Genomic DNA, 16623 nt, shown 5'->3' with positions numbered 1-16623 from the left:
CCGCACCGCGAAGGCCGTATGGGTTGTCTGTCGGCCTCTCCCCGCGCCTAGTTCCTGGGGAGGGACCTTCAAGTGACCCACTCATCCGGCGGGTGGAGACGCCGACGCGCGTCCGGACGCATCGCTCTTCTGGTCACCTTGGCGGTGACCGCCGGGGCAGGGGCGGCGACCACGGGCACGGCCGTCGCCGGTACGGCAGCCGCCACGGCCGCGGAGACCGTGATCGTGAAGCCGGGCGCCCGCTTCGTGCCGCGCGAGACGAGCGTGCTGAACGCCGGCGAGACGGGCTTCCTGACGGCGCGTGAGGGCGACGACCGCCTGCGCTGGATCGACTACGAGACCGGAGCGGCCACCGTGCTGCCCGACCGGCTCGCGAAGCCGCCCGAGTACGACCCCGAGGAAGTCCGCCCCCGTGGCGACTGGCCCACCGGATTCGGGCACGGCTCCGACACCGTGGCCGTCTACGCGGAGAGCCCGAGCCCGCACGTGACGTTGCAGCAGCGCGCGGGGGGCGGGCCGACCACCAGCATCGCGATCCCGCAGGGCCAGACCTATGTCGGGACGTACGGGACGACCGTCGTCACCCGCACCGGCGCCGAGAGGGCCGTGACCAGTCTTCACCTGCTGCGGGCGGTGGGCGGCCAGGTCGAGGACCAGCAGCTGGAGGGTCTTCCCGATGGCTGGAACCTGTCGGTCTCCGACGGTGACGCCCGTTCGATCGTCGTCCGGGGAATCCTCTGGGAAGACACCACCATGACGCAGGGCTGGTGGCTCGTGGACCTGGCGAGCGGGAAGCTCCAGACCCTGGACGAGCACGCCTCGGACGTCACTCTGGGCACGGACACCGTGCTGCAAGTGGGCTCCTACGCCGCCCAGCTGTTCGACCGCGACGATCTGTCGGCCGAACCCCGGTCGTTCGACCTGCGGAGGTACGGGCACGACACGAGCTACCGGATGCTCGGGAACACCCTCGTCGGAGTCGCGCCCGTGAGCGGGGGCAACAACGAATACCGCGGCGACAACCTGATCCGTATCTCCGCCGACGGCAGGACCACCGGAGAACTGCTGGCCGTCGCCCACACCGACATGGTCCGGACGCCGGACGGCTCCCTCCTGGTCGCGGGCGCCGAGACCCGCACCTACGAGGGCGCCCTCGACTGGGGCTACTACCGGTTCACGGAAGCCGCAGACGGAACCGTGAAGCACACGCGCGTCGCGGACATCGAGGACATGCCCGCCCAGCCCGCGGGCATCTCCCTGGGCAGCGGCATCCTCACCACGGCGGACGACTCCCGCCTGTTCCAGCCGGCCACGTACATCGGCGCGTACCGGAGTACGTGGCTCAAGACGTCCGGCCGCCCCGACGAGGTCCGCACGAGCGTGGACGGCCTCACCAGCGGGCGGGACGCGGACTGCGGCTGGGGCGGCGACGAGCCGTACTGCGTGACCATGTTCGCGAGCGGCGACGGGTTCCACGGCCGCAAGGAAGGCACCGAGCGCGGTCAGACGATGCTCTTCCGCAACGGCGCGGAGGAGTGGGGCCCACAGCTCACCACGGGCCTGGCATCACCTCAGCTCGTCGACGTGTCGGGCCGGTTCGCGGTGGTGAACGAGGCGTCGGGCGACTTCAAGAAGGTCGTCGAGTTCCAGGAGTCCAACGACTCCGGCAAGGTGCTGGAGAGCCGGTCGCAGGCGGCTGCGGCCCTGTGGGGCGACACGCTGTGGAGCAACCTTCCCGACTCGCCCACCGTGACCTCGAAGTCCCTGACGACAGGCGCGGCCGGTACGTCCTTCACCACCCCGAACAAGTGCGTCCCCACCGAGCTGCAGGCCGTGGGCCGCTGGGTCCACTGGGCATGCCGGGGCTACAGCCGGCCCATGGGTGATGGCGTCTACGACCGGCAGACCGGTCGATTCATGACCGCGCCGGACGCCAAGACCCTCCTCGCCGACGGCTACTTCGTCACGCACACCGACGGTGCCGGACTCACCCTCTTCGACCTGCACAACGGCCTGCCGGCGAGCGGGACGTACGCCGATCTGCCTCAGCGGACACTGGTGGACGCGGCGGACCTGGGCCGGAACACCGTGCGCCGTTCCGGCTGGACCGTGGACCGCTTCGGCGGCCACGTCGCGTACACCGGGGACGACCGGCGGGTGCGTATCGTTCCCACGGGCATCCCGGCCTCGGCCCTGACCGTGATCGATACCGAGGCACCGGGTGGCTCGCTCGATCTGCGGGCGTCCGCTCCGAACTGGCAGGGCTCGTGGTGGCTGTCCAAGCCCGCCGCCTCCTGGCAGTTGACGGTGAAGAACAAGGCGTCGGGAGCCACCGTGCGCACGCTCTCCGGCGGTGAGGCGCGCGGCCTGGTGACGGCGTCGTGGGACGGCAGGACCGCCACCGGCGCGTACGCCCCCAACGGGGCCTACACCTGGACGCTCACCGCCGAGCCCGCCGACGGCGTGGGCGCCGCCCTGACCACCTCCGGGACCGTCGAGGTGACCGGTGGGGCAGCCGTGGCGCGGGACTTCGTCGGGAACGACGGGTTCGGTGACCTCCTCGCCTTCACCTCGGCCGGCAAGGCCGACTGGCGGGCCGGCACGGGGACCGGGGCCGGGCGGGTCGAGGACAAGGTGTCGGCCACCGGCTGGACGGGCGACGACACCGTGACCGCCGCCGTGCCGTTCGAGGACGTCGACGGCGACCGCTGCAACGACGTGCTGGTCCGTACGAAGGCCGGCGAGCTGCGCGCGTACAAGCCGGCCTGCGGCGCCGCGCTCAAGCCCTCCACGCCGTACACGAAGATCGGCACCGGCTGGAACATGTTCGACGCCCTGACCTCGCCCGGCGACATGACGGGCGACGGCCGCGCGGACCTGCTCGGCCGGACGCCCGCGGGCGACCTGTACTTCTACCGCGGCAAGGGCAACGGCCTCTTCGAGCCCCGGGTGAAGATCGGCTACAGCTGGCAGGGATACCTCCTGGCCGGCATGGGCGACCTCGACGGCGACGGCAACGGCGACCTGCTGGCCCGGGACCGCTCGGACGTGGTCTGGCGCTACCCGTCCACCGGCAAGGGCACGCTCGGTGCCCGCGTCAAGGTCGGTTACGGCTGGTCCATGTACGACACGATGGTCGGCTCCGGCGACCTGAACGGCGACGGCATGGCGGACCTGCTCGCGCGCGACACGTCCGGGGTGCTGTGGAGCTACCGCGGCGACGGCAAGGGCGCCCTGGCCGCGCGGGTGAAGGTCGGCGGCAGCTGGCAGATGTACCAGTACCTCTTCTGACGCCGCCCGTGGGCGCGGGGGCGAGGGCGACCGTCCTCGCCCCGGCCCGCCGTGGCGGCGACGGCCGCTGGCCCAGCCCCGGCCACCGTGGCGACCACCGTCGTACGCGACAAGGCGGGCAAGCTGCTCCGCAACAACGGCAACAGCAAGGGGGCTTCGGAGCCCGCACGCAGATCGCCACCGGCCGGCAGACGTAGAAGGGGCATCTTCTGAGCCCCTGAGCCCGCCCCCACCCCGGTGACGGGGCCGTGCAGCCGATACCCGATCGGCTGCACGGCCGGGGCGGGCTATGCTCGGGGGTGATTCGCCGAGGGCCGTTAGCTCAATTGGTCAGAGCAGCGGACTTTTAATCCGTTGGTTGTGGGTTCGAGTCCCACACGGCCTACCGGCCGCAGGGGAGGGGCGACCCTCTGACCTGCGGCGGAGCGCCCCGATCGGTTTCTGCCGGTCGGGGCGCTCTGCTGCGGTCCCCCTCAACGCCGTGTTGCGCATCAACGGCAGCGGAGGCCACCGACAGTCCGCCCGTACGGGAACGCACAGTGCCCCCGGCCGACGGTCTGGCCGGCGGGCCTCCCGGACGTCATCCCCGGGTTCGACGGCCCGGGGCGGGAGGAGTGGGCGTCGGCCGTGCGCGCCGTGCGGCGGCCGGGCGTCATACCAGGAGCCTCGACTTCGCCCGCTGGTACTCCTCCTCCGTGAGCGCGCCCTTGTCCGGGAGGTCGCAGAGCTTCGACAGGTCGTCGACGCGGCTGCCCCTGCGGGTGCCGTCTTGGCCGCCCGTACCGGCTGCCTCTCTCACGTACGCCTTGAACGCCTCCTCGCGATTCTTCTCCTCCTGGACATCGCGCTTGCCCATGGATGTGCCGGATAGTCGTTTATCGTCTGCTCCCGGAGCCGCACCGAATGGCTGTATTCAGGACAGTCATATCACCGCATTCACCCCATTGCTTGTCGATGCGGGCCGCTGGAACGGCGTACGGAGGCGGAGCGGTCGTCGGGTGGTCATGAGGGCCGCGAACATGGCGTAGAGTTGTGTTTACCGACGCGGGGTGGAGCAGCTCGGTAGCTCGCTGGGCTCATAACCCAGAGGTCGCAGGTTCAAATCCTGTCCCCGCTACTGAAGGATCAGGCCCGGCACGCATGCAGCGTGCCGGGCCTGATGCGTTTCCCGGGTGTCCTTAGCCCCATCGGCCGACGAGGAGTCGCCCCGGGGGCGGCCACCAGCGAGGCTGTGAGTGGTGCGCGGTACCGTCCGCGGCCGTGGTGGCGCCGGGCAGGAGACCGCAGGTGCGGAAGTGGGAGCGACGGTTGCGGGGGAGCGGCAGCGGCGTGCGGAGCCGCCGGTTCGTCCGTGCGCTGCCCGCCGCGATGATCGTCGTGGGGGTGGTGTTCGACTTCTACACCCCGCCCGCCTTCACGGCCGTCCCGATGTTCGCGGCCGCCCCGCTGCTCGCCGCACCCTTCTTCAGTCTGCGCGGGACCATCCGGATCGGGGTCGCCGCGATGCTCGCCATCGTCGGGATGCGGCTGTACAGGGGGACGCTGCCGGGCGTCGTCCCGTTCATCGAACTGCTCACCGTGCTCACGGTCGCCGTCCAGGCGTGCGCGATCAACCGGGTCGTGCAGCGGAGCAACGAGCGGCTGGCCTCCGCCCGGGTCATCGCGGAGACCGCGATGCGGGCCGTGCTGCCGACGCCGGCCGACCGGATCGGCGGGCTGCACGTGGCCGCGCGCTACGAGGCGGCCCAGGCGGACGAGTTCGTCGGGGGCGACCTGTTCTCGGCGGTCGACACCCCGTACGGCGTGCGGCTGGTGCTCGGGGACGTGCGCGGGAAGGGGCTGGGCGCGGTGGCCGCCGTCGCGGTGGTGATCGGCGCGTTCCGGGAGGCGGCCGAGCAGGAGAAGTCGCTGGAGGGGGTGGCGCAGCGGCTGGAACGAGCGCTGGCGCGCGAGTCGACCCGGGGCGGCAGCTTCGACGCGTTCGAGGAGTTCGTCACCGCCGTGCTCGCGGAGATCCCGCCGGGCGGACAGCTGGTCCGGATCGTGAACCGGGGGCACCCGGACCCGCTGCTGCTGCACGGGGACGGGGCGGTGGAGACACTGACGCCCTCGGAGGCCGCGTTGCCGCTGGGCATGGAGCTGGGCGTGCGTCCGGACCGGGCGGACGAGTGGGAGCTGCCGGACGGGGGGACGCTCCTGTTCTACACGGACGGCCTGTCGGAGGCCCGTAACGCCGAAGGTGTCTTCTACGACCCGGTGGAACGGCTGCGCGGACGGCTCTTCCCGGAGCCCGAGGAGCTGCTGTCCGCGCTCAGCGACGACGTACGGCTGTATACGGGGGGCAAGTCGACCGACGACATGGCGCTGCTCGCGGTCATGCGGCCGGCGAAGGGGCAGCCCGGTCGGCGCAGGACGGTCAGGATCGTCAGGCGCGGCACCACCCTGCGTGACTGAAGGGCCTCGTTCCGCATAACATTTGACGCAACGTCAGAAAACGGGTAGTGGCGGAGCGCCGATCAACTCGCCCGATTCCACCCGGTTGTGTCCCGTAAAGTCCAGGCCAAGGACGTGAACGATCAGTGGGAACAGCTTGGAATCGGACCCGTCTGTCTATTAACGTTCGATAACGCAGCGCGGTTGTCCCAGCCGCCGTCAGTGGCGGCACCGTGCGCGAGCGCCGAATTCCGCAAGGGAACCGGGGAACCACCTACATGGGGTGAATCGGGCATCTCTGTCTTCACGAGAGGCGGAGGAACCCGTAGGAGACCTTCCTGCTCCGAACCCGTCAGCTAACCCGGTAGGCGAGAAGGAAGGAAAGGAGTGCGCCCGCGTGGCGTCCAACAAGCCTGCCCCCGAATCCCCTTCCCGGTTCGTGCCCGAGTACGGCCCCGACTTCGGATCTGCTCCCGGCACCGCGTACGTCCCGGAGCAGGGAAGCGACTACGCGGGCTACGCGACCGATCGGGGCACCGGCTTCGCCAACGGCACCGGCTTTGTGTCCGGTGCTGACTTCGCGAACGGCGCCGACTTCGCGAACGGCTCCGGCTCTGATTTCGGCACCGGCTTCCGCGCCGATGAGGCCGACTCCGACCGGGCCTGGGAGGAATGGAACCCCACCGAGGAGTCCGTCCGCCCCGTCCGCGGCAAGCACCGTGTCGCCAAGCAGCGCAATGGTCTGGCCCGTAGTTCCACCGTCCTCGGCGTCGGTGTCATCGCGGCCGTCGGCGCGGGAGGCATGGCCACCGCACAGAGCAAACCGCCGGTCTCCATCTCTCTTCCCGATTCCATCGCGGACAATCTCCCCGACGCCAAGTCCCTCCCCGGTGTGGGCCCGTTGTTCTCCGGAAAGGCCGAGGCCGAAACCCCGGCCACCGCGACCGCTGCCGCCCCGCTGACGACCGCCGGCATCACCGCGGCCGAGGCCGAACAGGGCACCACGGACGCCGGTGAGGCACTGCGCGCCCGCATCCTCCAGCAGGCCGAGCAGCAGCAGGGCGCCGCCGACGCCGAGGCCAAGGCGGCCGAGGAGAAGGCCGCCGCCGAGAAGGCCGCCGCCGAGGCGAAGAAACAGCAGGACGAGGCCGAGGCCAAGGCCGCCGCCGAGAAGAAGAAGGCGGAGGAGGAGGCGAAGAAGAAGGCCGAGGCCCTGCGCCTCGCCAAGCTCGCCGCCAGCTACGCCATTCCGACCTCCTCGTACACGATCACCTCGACGTTCGGCGAGGCCGGTTCGATGTGGTCCTCCGGCTACCACACGGGCCTCGACTTCGCGGCGCCGACCGGTACCCCGATCAAGGCCATCCACACCGGCACCATCAAGTCGGCCGGCTGGTCCGGCGCCTATGGCTACCGCACGGTGCTGGAGCTGGAGGACGGTACGGAGCTGTGGTTCTGCCACCAGTCCTCGATCGGCGTCACCGTCGGCCAGAAGGTCACCACCGGCGACACCATCGGCCGCGTCGGCGCGACCGGCAACGTCACCGGCCCGCACCTCCACCTGGAGGTCCACACCCCGGACGGCACCGGCATCGACCCGATGGCCTGGCTGCGAGCCCGCGGCCTGACCGTCTGACAACCTCCTCCTCCACCTCCCGAGCCCCGGCAGTCCTGACGCTCACCCCCCGACGTCAGGGCTGCCGGTCTGCTGCGGGGCGGTGTACGGCGGCTGCGCGTACGGCTGCTGGTGTGCTGGCGGCTGGTGCCCGTAGGGCTGTTGGCCGTAGGGCTGTTGGCCGTAGGTCGTCCGGGCGGTATGCGGCTGTGCGGGGTGTGCGTACGGCGAGGGGTATGCGTACGGCGAGGGGCCGTACGGGCCGGTTGGTCCGCGCGTCCCGTACCACGGGTACGGGCCCGGCGGCGGAGCGACGCGGTGGGCGCGTACCCGGTGCGTGACCTGGGCCGCGTAGGCCAGGGCGGGGCCCGCGACGTCCCTGCGCTGCCACAGGTGGTGCAGCAGCTCCAGCTCGCGGACGGCGAAGTCCGGGTCGGCCGTGCCCCGGCGGACCTGCCGGCGCAGAAAGGCCAGGGACGTCGCGAACGCCTCGTACTCGGCGACCGTACGGGCCGCCGCCCTGCCGTGTTCCCTGGACCCGGCCCGTGTGTACGAGGAGGCGTGCGCCGGGTGGTACCGGCCGTACGGGCCGGGCGCCGCCTCGTACCGTCGGCGCGCCGCGTTCCTGGCCAGGGCGCGGGCCCGCATCGAGGCGAGGGTGAGGGGTTCGGCGGCGGACAGCCAGCCGGCCTCCGCGTACACCGGGAGTTCCACGGCGAGGGTGCGCAGCTCGCTGCGGCGCGACCAGACGGCCAGCCAGGTCACCAGGCCGAAGACCGGGACCATGAAGACCCCGTACACCACGTAGAAGCCGTACCGGCCGAAGGTCGCCGAGCCGTTCCACAGGGCGTGCATGCCCATCGCGAGGAGCAGGCCCAGCAGCGGGGCCGCGATGCGCCTGACCCGTTGGCGCGGCGCGCTGCTCGCGGCGATCCCGAGGCCTATGCCGGTCAGGATGGTGAACAGCGGGTGCGCGAACGGCGTCATCACCGCCCGTACGAGGAACGTCATCACGGTCACCGACGCGAAGCCGGAGCCCAGCTGCTGGTCCTCGCCGAAGGCGTTGCCCAGATAGAGGATGTTCTCGGTGAAGGCGAAACCCGTCGCGGTGAAACCGGCGGCGACCATGCCGCTGACGATCCCGGTGAACTGCCGTCTGCGGAACAGAAAGAGCAGCAGGACCGCCGCCGCCTTGGCGCTCTCCTCGACCACGGGGGCTATGACGGTGGCGCCCAGGGTGTCCGCGTTGCCCGGGTCGGCGGTGGCGATCCACTGGGTCGCGAAGGAGTTGGCGAGGATCGCGACCAGGGCCGCCGCGCACGCGCCCCACGCGAAGGCGAACAGCAGGTTGCGCCACGGAGCGGGGTCGACCCGGTCCAGCCAGCGGAAGGCCGTCATCAGCACCGGGACCGGCAGCACGGCCAGCCCCAGACCGACGAGGAACCCCTCGGTCCCGGTCTCGTCGCGGACCAGGGCCAGGATCACCGCACCGCAGAGCGCCAGCAGCGTGAAGACGGCGAACACGCGGAACGTCCGATTCCGCCACAGCACGCCGACGCGGCGGGGCCGGTAACGCCACTGGCCCCGCTCCGGCACGGCGGCCAGGATCTCGCCGACCCGCTGCTCCTCGAGCACCGGGACGGCCGGCTGATCCTGCCGTTGTCGCTGAACAGACCCGTCGGACACCCCATGACCCTAACGAGCGCGACTGACAACGGCCATGGCGCGGGACGCGGCCCGGGGCGTGCGAGGTGCCCGGATCAGCGGCGGGCGAAGAGCAGGTCGTGCACCACATGGCCCTTGTCCAGGCCCTGCCCCTCGAACCGGGTCAGCGGCCGGAACGCGGGACGCGGGGCGTAGCCGCCGTCGGCCGCGGTGTTCTCGAAGCGGGGGTGCGCGGTCAGCACCTCCAGCATCTGCTCGGCGTACGGCTCCCAGTCGGTCGCGCAGTGCAGGACCGCCGCCGGCTTCAGCCGCCCCGCCACCAGGTCGAGGAACTCCGGCTGGATCAGCCGGCGCTTGTGGTGGCGGGTCTTGGGCCACGGGTCGGGGAAGTACACCCGCAGCCCGTCCAGCGAGTCCGGCTCCAGCATCTCGCGCAGCAGGATGATCGCGTCCCCGTTGGCGACCCGGATGTTGGACGACCCGTTCCGGTCGGCGAGACCGAGCAGGTTGCCCTGGCCGGGCGTGTGCACGTCGACGGCGAGGATGCCGGTGCCGGGGTCGTCGGCCGCCATCTGCGCGGTGGCCTCACCCATGCCGAAGCCGATCTCCAGGACCACCGGGAGCCCGTCGAACATGGTGGGCAGGTCGAGGACGCGCAGCCCGTCGATGTCCAGGCCCCACTTCGGCCACAGCCGCTCCAGGGCGTCCTGCTGGCCGGGCGTGACCCGGCTGCGGCGCGGCTGGAAGCTGCGGATGCGGCGCTCGTGGTGCGAGCCGGCCGGGTCGGCGGCGGGGCCGCCGGGGAAGCGGGGCTCCTGGCGCAGCCGGCGCGCGCGGTCCAGGGACGCGGCACGCAGATCGTCCGGGATTCCGGCGGTGGTGGACGCGGTGCCGTCCGGCGCGGCGGCGTCGCCGGGCGTCGGGCGGGAGGGGTTCAAGGGCTCAGACACAATGCCCTGATTCTACGGGGCCGCCCGCGCGTGGGTCACTCGGCGACCACGGGCCCGGGGCCCCCACGGGCTCCGGCACGGGTCACTCGGCGACCACGGGCACGGGACTCCCCATGGGCTCCGGCGCTCCTTGTCCGGCGGCCTCCAGCGCCCCTACTCGGCTATTCGACGGCCGCCGGTGCGGGCGGCTTCCACCCCGCCGCCCCGGCCCGGAGCAGCGCCCGGCGGGCCACCTCCCGGCCGATGGGCAGGGACGCGGTGGCGGCGGGCGACGGGGCGTTCAGCACGTGCACGGTGTGCGGGGCCTCGCGGATCAGGAAGTCGTCCACGAGGGTGCCGTCCCGCAGCACGGCCTGGGCCCGGACGCCGGCCGGCGAGGGGCGCAGGTCGTCCTCCGTCACCTCGGGCAGGAGCCGCCGCACGGCCTGGGTGAACGCGCGCTTCGACAACGAGCGGTGCACCTCGCCCACCCCGTACCGCCAGTGGTTTCGGGCGATCCGCCAGGAGCCCGGCCAGCTCAGCGTGGACAGCAGCTCGCGGGGGTGGACGACGGGCCAGCCGTATCCCTCGCGGGCCGCCGCCGGAACCGCGTTGGGCCCGACGTGGACGCCGCCGTCGTGGCCGCGGGTCAGGTGCACACCGAGGAACGGGAACGCCGGGTCGGGCACCGGATAGACCAGGCCGCGCACCAGCTCCGGTCGGGCCAGCTCGTAGTACTCCCCCCGGAACGGCACGATCCGCATCCCCGGATCGTCGCCGGCAAGCCGCGCGATGCGGTCGCAGTGCAGCCCCGCGCAGTTGACCAGCACCCGGGCCCGCACCACCAGGCCGTCGGCCGTGCGCACGGCCACGCCCCAAGGGCGCCGGTCTATCGCGGTGACCTCGGCACCGAGCCGGATCAGGCCGCCCGCGCCGCGCACCTCTTCGGCGAGCCGCCCGGCCACCGCCCGGAAGTCGCACACCCCCGTCGTGCCCACCCGGATCGCGGCGAGGCCCCGCACTCTCGGCTCGTACTCGGCGATCTGCGCGGGCCCCAGCTCGCGCACCGGCAGGCCGTGCTCGCGGCCGCGCTGAACCAGGGCGTGCAGCCGGGGCAGCTCGGCGCGGTCCGTCGCGACGATCAGCTTGCCGGTCACCGCGTGCGCGATGTCGTGTTCCCGGCAGAAGTCGACAATCTCGGCGGCGCCGCGGAGCGCGTACCGGGCCTTGAGGGAGCCCGGCGGGTAGTAGATCCCGCTGTGGATCACCCCGCTGTTGCGGCCCGTCTGGTGGCGCGCCGGAGCCCGCTCCTTCTCCAGCACGGTCACCCGCGTGCCCGGTGCGGTCCGCGTGAGCGCGTACGCGGTCGACAGGCCGACGATCCCGCCGCCGATCACCAGCACATCGCAGTCGTACGCCGCGTGCGTCATCATCACGCCACCTCCCACCCCGATAGTGCACTGACCCACTGACAACGCCTTCAAACCAGTGCGGGCGAGCGCGGCGCTCCCCGAGGGGCGGGAGGTCTACGCCGGGGCGACCAGCAGGGGGCGGGCCCGCTCGCGCAGCTCGACGACGCGCGGCTCGTCCCCGTACGGCTCCAGCCGGTGCAGCAGGTCGCGCACGTACTCGGTGGTCCGCGCCGACGAGATGCGGCCCGCCACCTCCACGGCCCGGGTGCCCGCCGCGCAGGCCGCGTCCAGATTGCCCGACTCCAGCTCGGCGACCGCCGACACCACGAGCCGCAGCCCGTGCGAGCGGACGAACTCCTCGGTGGGCCGGGACAGCGCCTGCTCGGTGAAGCGCCGCACCTGGCGGGGTGCCTTCAGGTCGAGGTGGCACTCCGCGGCGTCGGCCGCGAATCTGTCGTACGAGTAGAAGCCCAGCCACGCGGGGTCCGCGTCGCCGTCACGGGAACGTTCCAGCCAGCTCTCGGACGCCTTGAGCGCGGCCCCCGCAGCCGGCGCGTCGTTCGCCTTCGCGTGGGCCCGGGCCTCCACCAGGCGGAAGAAGCTCATCGTGCGGGCCGTCGCGAGGCCACGGTTGCGCTCGACGGCGGCCTGCGCGAGGTCGACGCCCTCGTCGGCGAAGCCGCGGTACGTCGCCTGCAGCGACATCGACGCCAGTACGTAACCGCCGAGCGGCACGTCGGCCGCCGCCCGCGCCAGGCGCAGCGCCTGGATGTAGTACCGCTGGGCCGCCTCCTGCTGACCGGTGTCGAAGGCCATCCAGCCGGCGAGCCGGGTCAGCTCGGCGGCCGCGCCGAACAGCGCCCGGCCGACCTCGTCGCTGTACGAACCGAGCAGCAGCGGTGCCGCGTCGACGCGTAAGCACTCCGGAACCATCGACGAACGCCAGTCCCCGCCGCCGTATTTGGAGTCCCAGCGGCGCGCGTCCTGGGCGGCCTCGCGCAGCTTGGACACATCGCTGTGGCCGACGCGCAGCGAGGAGGCGTCGGGCCCGGACTCGGGACCGGGCTGGGCCGGGATCATCAGACTGCGTCCGGGGGCCGACAGCGTGCCGCCGCCCTGGGCGGGTGGTGCCGGCGGGGCGAGGGCCGCGCCGGGCAGGCCCTGCTGGCCCTGCGCCCCGGCCGTCGCCGATGCGCCGTGCGCCCCCGATGCGCCCCGCGCGCCCTGTGTGCCGGGCGGCGGCTCCGCGACGGTCGCGGACGTGCGTGCCACCGACGCGTCGGCGGGGGATATCAGCCAGCGGGACGCGGGGGTGGCGTACGCGCTCACGGAGAACGAGCCCGCCAGCGACTGCCAGATCCCGCCGCCGCCCGCGCGCCGTCCGGCCAGATCCAGCCGGTACAGCTCCGTGGCCGACCGCACCGCCTCACTCACGTTGCGCGGGAAGGCGAGCCCGACCTCCGGCGCCGGGTCGGCGTCGGCGAGCCCGATCTCGTGCAGCGGAACGGGCCGGCCGAGCTTGGCACCGATCGCCGCGGCGATGAGATGGGGCGCGGCGCCCTGCGGCACCATGCCCTTGGAGACCCACCGGGCGACCGACGTCTTGTCGTACCGGAGGGTCAGACCGCGCTGCGCCCCGAGGTCGTTGACACGCCGGGCGAGCCCGGCGTTGCTGATTCCCGCGAGGGCGAGAACGGTGCCGAGCTTCTCGTTCGGTCCGCGTTGCTCCCTGGACATGGGCCACCCCTCGACACACAGACGGCAGCCGCGTCACCGTCACGGCGCGCGGCATTCGTACCGTGTTCTCCCCAGGGACGAACCCCGTCACTCCGCCCGCACACGCATTTGGCCGTGCCCCGGGGAATATGCCGCCCTGCTGAGAACATCAGTAAACCCAGCGTAGTTCGTCGCATCCCTACCGTTAAGGGCTGGACGTCCGTATGGCGGGATTGTTGTCCGTCGCGGCCGCTCGCGGGGAGTCATGTGGCGGATGAGCACGCGAGAGGCGTACGGGGTGGCAGGGGCGAACGCGAGGCGGAGGAAGGGCGGAGGAGGGGCGGGGGAATTGCGGGGGTGAGGGGGAGGGCGAGTGGAGGTTTCCGGGTCGGCGCGCCGGCCTGCCCATCTGGGGCCGCTGGTGGCGCGTGCGGCGGTCCCTCGGTGGCCGCCGAGGTCCGGAAGCCCGGCCTTCGGTGGCCGCCGAGGTCCGGAAGCCCGGCTGCGTCCTGCCCGCCGACCAGCGCGGACGGGCATCGGGGGCGTACGGGCGAGGCCGTGTTCCCGGCGCTCCGGGCCGCTTTGCCGAGGCCGGTCCGGGGGTGCCCGCGCGTGCACCCCGGTGTGTGGCCGTGCGCCCGTACGTGCGCTCTGGCCCGGCCCCGGAGCCGGCGCTTGCATGGGTGCTGCGTGGATCGGCCCGCTGTGCAGGACACAGGGGCTGGGGGATATCACCGCCCCATTCCCCGCGGGCGGTGGACCGGTCCGGGGGGCGAAGCCCGCCTCCCGGGCCGTGTGTTCCGGGTTCCGCGGGGACGTTCCACAGGCGTTTGCCGGGCGTGCGGGGGATCGGGGGCGCCGCCCGGCAAAGCGTCACACGAATATGGAGATATACGGATGAACGGGGCGACTCGCCGCCTCCCCGTCGGTTCCCTCCCCTTCAAAGATTGGCCGGATGTCGACGGTCGGTCGCGGTTGAGCCGAGGGGTGCGCGGACATCTCCGCGACCGCCGACGCCGGCTGCGGGAGGTGGCCGGAACCGGGCCGTTCGCGCGCAGTGGGTGCGGGGAACGCAACGCCCGGAATCCGAAACTCCGTTGACGGCGCGCCCGACGCGCGCGGGCCGTTCGCGGCCCGGTTGTTCCGGCGGCCGCCCTGTGGCCTTTGCCAGGGGCGCATGCGCTCACGACGTGCGCCGTCCGTAGTCACTCCTGTGCGCCCTTGTCGTGGCAGCATGTCCGCAACGGCGCCGACCGTCACCGGAGTTCTCCGGGTGCTTCCCTGCCGCGCCGTTTTTGTCCACAGCCTGTGGAGGCGGCGATGCGTTGGTTGGTGGGTTGGAGCAGTATCGCCGCGAGCTTCGGCACGGCCGGGGCGGTGGGCGGCAGTGACGACGGGCGCACGATGCACCCCGTGGGCTCCCAACTCCTTTGGGCAGACCCCGATCCGCTCTGGGCGGTCGGCGACTGGCGGCCCGACGAGATCCGCATCGTCCGGGTGGACACCGTGGAGGGCGCCCCCACCGTCCGGCTCGCCGTGCTCGGCTGCTGCGGCGCCACCGACGAACAGCTCCGCGTCGGCCTGCTCGCCGCCCGTGGCGGAGCCCTGCGCCACCTCACCGCATGGACCGGCAGCTACACGGCAGTCGTCCAGATCGGCCGCCGGATCACCGTCGTCGGCGACCTCGCCGGAGCCCGCCCCGTCTTCTACACGCCCTGGGCCGGCGGCACGGCCTACGCCACCGCCGCCCTCCCCCTCGCCGACCTCATCGAGGCGCAGCTGGACATCGGCCACCTGGCCGCGCTGCTCGCCTGCCCCGAGACCCCGGAGGCGCTGCGCGACGGCACCCCTTACGCGGGCGTGAAGCGCATCCCGCCCGGCCACGCCCTGATCCTCCGCGAGGGCTCGCGGGAGATCACCGGGTACGAGGCCGTGGCCTCCCTCGCCGTGGCCGCGCCCGAGCTCGACCCGGTGAGCGCAGTCGAAGGCGTGCGCGACGCCCTGGTCGAAGCGGTGCGCGCCCGGCTGCTGGCCCCGCGCCACGCCCCGGAGACCCTGCCGCCCGACCCGGGCCCGGTCCCCGGCATGGGCCCGGCCGAACGCCGCGCCGCCCGGGGCGCGCCCGTGCCCGGCATCGGCGCCGACCTCTCCGGCGGCAGCGCGTCGGCGACCCTCGCCCTGCTGGCCGCCGGCCTCCCCGGGCTGCCCGGCACGATCCTGGGCCACGGCACCGGCGCGGGGGAGCGGCTGCTCGCCGTCACCTTCAACGACCTGACGACCCGCGCCCATGAGGCCGAACTCGAACGTGCCCGTGCCATCGCGGCCAACCCCCGCCTGCACCACGTCGTCGTCGCAGCGGGCGAAGAGGCCCTGCCCTACGCCGAACTGGGCGCCGGTGCGCTCACCGACGAACCGGCCCCCTCCCTCGTCCTCGCCGAACGCCACCGGCGCCGGCTCTCCGCGGGCAGCGCCGACCACTTCGTCGGGGCCGGCGCCCGGCAGGTGCTCGACGCCCACCCGGCCCGTCTCGCCGACCTGCTGATGGACCGGCGCCGACGCCACCTGCTGCGCCCGGTCGCCGCTCTCGCCAAGGCCGAAGGACCCTCCGCCCACTCCCTGTTCGTCCCGCTGACCGTCTACCGGGCGGCCCGGCGGCTCGCCCGTACCTCCTACCGCACCGGCCTCGAAACGGCGGCGGTCCGGCTGCCCGATGCCAACCGTCTCGCGCCCGGCCTCGACACCCCGGCCGACGCCTCGCTCGCCGCGCTCGCCTGGTCCAGGCCGGGGCCCGCCGCCCGGTGGCTCACAGGAGAGGCACTCGCTGAAGTATCGGTTCGCCTCCAGGAGGCGGCGATCCGCCCCTCCTCCGTCCAGCGCCCCGGCGAGGCCCGCGCCAGAGCCGCCCTCGCCCGCAGTGCCGCCGACCACCGCGTCCTGGAGCAGGCCGCCGAGATCCGCAGCCAGCGGCTGCACGCCCCCTTCCTCGACAACCAGGTCGTACGCGCCGCCCGCGCGCTTCCCGAGTCCCTGCGGGTCCAGCCGGGAGCCCGCGCGGCGATCCTGCGCCGCGTCCTGGCCGGTGCGGGCATCCACGAGCTGCCGCCCGGCTGGGGCGCCCCCTCCCAGGCCGGCTCGACCGAGGTCACCCGGACCGGTCTGGGCGCCGCCCTTCCCGAGCTGATCGCCCTCTTCGACGCCCCGCTGCTCGCCGACGCGGGCCTGGTCGAGGCCCGCGTCGTACGCAAGGCCCTGCGCGCGGCCTCCGAGGGCGAGCCGCTCCCCCTGGACGGGCTCGCCGACCTCGCCTCCACCGAACTGTGGCTGCGCCGCCTCGTCTCGCGGCGCGGCACCTGCTGGACAGGCACGGCGGCCCCCCGCCAGCGCGCGGTCGCCGGCGGGGTCGTCCCGGCGCGCCGCTCCCTCCAGGGCTGACCCACCGGGCGCGTGACCGGCGGAGCGGGGGTGGACAGGTAGCCAGGCCCTCGTCCGCCCGGTCCCGCCGAGTCATGGGCCTGCTCGCACTGTCCCGCCGGGTCCTGGACCTGCCTGCACTGTCCCGCCG

General features: G+C 73.2%; 9 protein-coding genes, 2 tRNA genes and 1 riboswitch. Of the genes, 6 read left to right on the top strand and 5 right to left on the bottom strand.

Features of this window, described 5'->3' with window-relative positions; genetic code table 11:
• Window positions 1-144 precede the first annotated feature (144 nt).
• Window positions 145-3291 carry an FG-GAP-like repeat-containing protein gene (locus tag E6P78_RS27190; RefSeq protein WP_240799388.1) on the top strand — a complete coding sequence of 1049 codons (3147 nt, stop codon included), beginning with the start codon at window positions 145-147 and terminating at the stop codon, window positions 3289-3291.
• Between the two features lie 311 nt (window positions 3292-3602).
• Window positions 3603-3676, top strand: a tRNA-Lys gene (locus tag E6P78_RS27185).
• 267 nt (window positions 3677-3943) lie between these two features.
• Here the strand turns inward: E6P78_RS27185 and E6P78_RS27180 are convergent.
• Window positions 3944-4147, bottom strand: a complete 204-nt coding sequence (locus tag E6P78_RS27180; RefSeq protein ID WP_240799387.1) for a hypothetical protein — start codon at window positions 4145-4147, stop codon at window positions 3944-3946.
• A 187-nt stretch (window positions 4148-4334) separates the two neighbouring features.
• Here E6P78_RS27180 and E6P78_RS27175 point away from each other — a divergent pair.
• The 3 genes from E6P78_RS27175 (at window position 4335) to E6P78_RS27165 (ending at window position 7360) form a co-directional block, all read left to right on the top strand.
• Window positions 4335-4408, top strand: a tRNA-Met gene (locus tag E6P78_RS27175).
• 251 nt (window positions 4409-4659) lie between these two features.
• A complete protein-coding gene (locus E6P78_RS27170; RefSeq protein WP_136206325.1) occupies window positions 4660-5745 on the top strand; it encodes a PP2C family protein-serine/threonine phosphatase in 1086 nt (361 codons plus the stop codon).
• Between the two features lie 211 nt (window positions 5746-5956).
• Window positions 5957-6110: riboswitch (cyclic di-AMP (ydaO/yuaA leader) on the top strand.
• A gap of 11 nt (window positions 6111-6121) precedes the next feature.
• Window positions 6122-7360, top strand: coding sequence for a M23 family metallopeptidase (locus tag E6P78_RS27165; RefSeq protein ID WP_136206298.1), 1239 nt, complete (start codon window positions 6122-6124; stop codon window positions 7358-7360).
• A gap of 42 nt (window positions 7361-7402) precedes the next feature.
• Here the strand turns inward: E6P78_RS27165 and E6P78_RS27160 are convergent, their stop codons facing one another.
• The 4 genes from E6P78_RS27160 to E6P78_RS27145 form a co-directional block, all read right to left on the bottom strand.
• Window positions 7403-9025 (bottom strand): PrsW family glutamic-type intramembrane protease, encoded by a 1623-nt coding sequence (locus E6P78_RS27160; RefSeq protein WP_136206297.1) that lies wholly within the window; start codon window positions 9023-9025, stop codon window positions 7403-7405.
• A gap of 74 nt (window positions 9026-9099) precedes the next feature.
• Window positions 9100-9942, bottom strand: a complete 843-nt coding sequence (trmB, locus tag E6P78_RS27155) for a tRNA (guanosine(46)-N7)-methyltransferase TrmB (protein WP_136206324.1) — start codon at window positions 9940-9942, stop codon at window positions 9100-9102.
• A 173-nt stretch (window positions 9943-10115) separates the two neighbouring features.
• The gene (gene lhgO, locus E6P78_RS27150; protein WP_136206296.1) at window positions 10116-11366 is read right to left on the bottom strand and encodes an L-2-hydroxyglutarate oxidase; all 1251 of its coding nucleotides are present in this window, start codon (window positions 11364-11366) and stop codon (window positions 10116-10118) included.
• A gap of 93 nt (window positions 11367-11459) precedes the next feature.
• A complete protein-coding gene (locus E6P78_RS27145) occupies window positions 11460-13082 on the bottom strand; it encodes a sporulation protein (protein WP_136206295.1) in 1623 nt (540 codons plus the stop codon).
• A 1299-nt stretch (window positions 13083-14381) separates the two neighbouring features.
• Here E6P78_RS27145 and E6P78_RS27140 point away from each other — a divergent pair.
• A complete protein-coding gene (locus tag E6P78_RS27140) occupies window positions 14382-16493 on the top strand; it encodes an asparagine synthase-related protein (RefSeq protein WP_136206294.1) in 2112 nt (703 codons plus the stop codon).
• The last annotated feature ends 130 nt before the right edge of the window (window positions 16494-16623 follow it).

The sequence above is a fragment of the Streptomyces sp. A0958 genome, assembly GCF_004795035.1.
GTDB lineage: Bacteria > Actinomycetota > Actinomycetes > Streptomycetales > Streptomycetaceae > Streptomyces.
This window is presented reverse-complemented; position numbering and strand designations above follow the sequence as displayed.

Bases quoted from the DNA above. Each gene is read 5' to 3' on its own strand.
- E6P78_RS27140 (WP_136206294.1), top strand. From the start codon at position 14,382: ATGCGTTGGTTGGTGGGTTGGAGCAGTATCGCCGCGAGCTTCGGCACG.
- E6P78_RS27145 (WP_136206295.1), bottom strand. From the start codon at position 13,082: ATGTCCAGGGAGCAACGCGGACCGAACGAGAAGCTCGGCACCGTTCTC.
- E6P78_RS27180 (WP_240799387.1), bottom strand. From the start codon at position 4,147: ATGGGCAAGCGCGATGTCCAGGAGGAGAAGAATCGCGAGGAGGCGTTC.
- E6P78_RS27170 (WP_136206325.1), top strand. From the start codon at position 4,660: ATGATCGTCGTGGGGGTGGTGTTCGACTTCTACACCCCGCCCGCCTTC.
- lhgO (WP_136206296.1), bottom strand. From the start codon at position 11,366: ATGATGACGCACGCGGCGTACGACTGCGATGTGCTGGTGATCGGCGGC.